The sequence below is a fragment of the Undibacterium sp. GrIS 1.8 genome, assembly GCF_040544445.1.
Classification (GTDB): Bacteria; Pseudomonadota; Gammaproteobacteria; order Burkholderiales; family Burkholderiaceae_D; genus Undibacterium.
The window spans coordinates 1-2,275 of sequence record NZ_JBEONQ010000121.1 but is presented as its reverse complement, the minus strand read 5'-3'; the positions used below and the strand labels follow the sequence as shown (position 1 = coordinate 2,275).

The window sequence follows — 2,275 nt, the reverse complement described above, 5'->3', positions numbered from 1 at the left end:
TCGGATGCTGGCAATTACACCTTACGGATTGGCAATGCCATCCGGTTGGATATGGCAGCACTGCCCACGCCGGAATGGCTGGCCTCGCTGGCACTATCTACACAAGGAGTGCGCTGATGCACCCGGGCTGTCAGGTCGAGCATGTCTACCTCTGTCGCGAACCGATCGACTTTCGCAAAGCCATCAATGGCCTCGCTGTACTCGTCGAGCAAGAACTCGGTCTCAACCCGTTCGCCAGTGTGCTCTACGTCTTCACCAACCGGCAGCGCAATAAACTCAAAGTTCTCTACTGGCACCGCAATGGTTTCTGCTTGTGGCTCAAGCGTCTGGAATCAGAGAAATTCGCCTGGCCAAAAGAGCTTGAAGCCATGACGCAAACGATCAATTTGCAGGAATTTGAATGGCTACTCGAAGGCTTTGATTTATGGCAAAATAAACCCCATAAAACTCTGCATTTTACTTCTGTTTCATAGGAGGATTTGGTAAAATTCAGTATGCCTTTTACCACCAAAAAACCCGCGTTTTTATTGCCTGAAATCGCCTCCGATAAGGTACGGTTGCCAGACAATCTTCCTAACGATGTAGCGGCGCTAAAAGCACTCCTCCATGCTCAGCAAGCTGCGCATGAAGTCGCCATGAAGAGTGCGGTTGACGCTGCTGTCGAAGCTGCTGTCGAAGCCGCGGTCGCCATTGCAGTCAACACCGTCAAACGCGAAGCGCAAGAACGCTTGCATCGCATGATAGAACAACTCATTCTGGCGCGGCATCGCCAGTTTGGCTCCAGCTCCGAACAGTCGTCAAGCCAGGCGCGCCTATTCGATGAAGCCGAAGTCCTGGCAAAGTCCAGCACCGATGAGCAAGACCTCGCCCCGATTCCATCGACAGAGTCAGCGGCAACAGCACCAGCCGAAAAAAAACCGCGTGGCAAACGTGCGCCCTTATCTGCAGAGCTTGAGCGCATCGAGATTGTGCACGATGTCCCTGAAGATGAACGCACTTGTCCTTGCGGCACCGCCATGGTTGAAATCGGCCAGGACATCAGCGAACAACTAGACATCGTACCAATGCAAATTCGCGTGCTGCGGCATATCCGCAAGCGCTATGGCTGCCCCGGCAGCGTGCACGTCCCCGTGACCGCCGTCTTGCCGCCACAGCCACTGCCAAAAACCAATGCCAGTCCGGATTTCCTGGCCATGCTGCTAACCGTGAAATTTGTCGACGGACAGCCCATCAGTCGCTTCGCCAAGGTACTTGAGCGCTTTCATGCACCAGTTCCGGAACAGACACTGGGACGCTGGGTGATCGGCTCGGCCACGCTACTGCAACCCTTGTTAAATCTGGCGCGTGACAGCTTGCTCGCCGGGTCCTTCATTCATATCGATGAAACCGTGGTGCAGGTGCTCAAAGAAAAAGACAAGGCACCCACGTCGCAAAGCTATATGTGGGTGCAAGCCGGCGGGCTGCCGGATAAGCCTGTAGTGATATTTGATTACGATCCCAGCCGTAGCGGGAAGGTGCCGGTGCGCCTGCTGCACGACTATCGCGGCTATCTGATGACGGACGCTTACGATGGTTATAACCAATTGGCACAAACAGAAGGCATAGAACGCCTCGTTTGCTGGGCGCATGTACGTCGGCGCTTTGTTGAGGCGGTTAAAGTGCAGCCCAAGGGCAAGCGGGGGCGCGCCGATGAAGCGGTGGAACTGATCAGAAAACTGTATCGCATCGAAAGCGAGCACAAAGACGCGACACCAGAGCTGCGCCTGCAGGCGCGACAGGAGTTGAGCCTGCCCGTCCTGGCTAAAATTCATGCATGGCTGGACAAAACACAGCCAGCAGCCGCACCGAAAAGTGCACTCGGAACGGCACTCACCTACCTGCGCAATTGCTGGCCCATGCTGATCCGCTATACGGAGCGTGGTGATCTGCCGATTGATAACAATCGTTGCGAAAATGCGATTCGTCCCTTTGTGATCGGCCGTAAAGCATGGCTTTTTAGCGACACCGTCGCCGGTGCCAATTCCAGTGCCATCATTTATTCGCTGGTAGAAACTGCCAAGGCCAACGGCTTAGAGCCTTATCTCTGGCTCCGACGGGTGTTGCGCGAATTGCCAGCAGCTAAAACAGTTGAGGATGTAGAGGCATTACTGCCATGGAATTGCCGTTCACAGCAGCTCATGGAAAATTAAGCCAGCTCTCCTGAATCACACCTTTGAACGAAAATCGATAAAAATCACGAAATCTGCTCGCTATCTGGGGTTTATGGAGGGCTTAC

The 2,275-nt window shown here is 54.1% G+C and carries 2 protein-coding genes; both read left to right on the top strand.

The features are described from left to right. Nucleotides 1-116 precede the first annotated feature (116 nt). Entirely contained in the window at nucleotides 117-473 is a 357-nt protein-coding gene (gene tnpB, locus AAKU64_RS22385) for an IS66 family insertion sequence element accessory protein TnpB (RefSeq protein WP_354335840.1), read from the top strand. 21 nt (nucleotides 474-494) lie between these two features. Beyond that, nucleotides 495-2,189, top strand: a complete 1,695-nt coding sequence (gene tnpC, locus AAKU64_RS22380) for an IS66 family transposase (RefSeq protein WP_354363083.1) — start codon at nucleotides 495-497, stop codon at nucleotides 2,187-2,189. The last annotated feature ends 86 nt before the right edge of the window (nucleotides 2,190-2,275 follow it).

Bases quoted from the DNA above. Each gene is read 5' to 3' on its own strand.
- tnpB (WP_354335840.1), top strand. From the start codon at position 117: ATGCACCCGGGCTGTCAGGTCGAGCATGTCTACCTCTGTCGCGAACCG.
- tnpC (WP_354363083.1), top strand. From the start codon at position 495: ATGCCTTTTACCACCAAAAAACCCGCGTTTTTATTGCCTGAAATCGCC.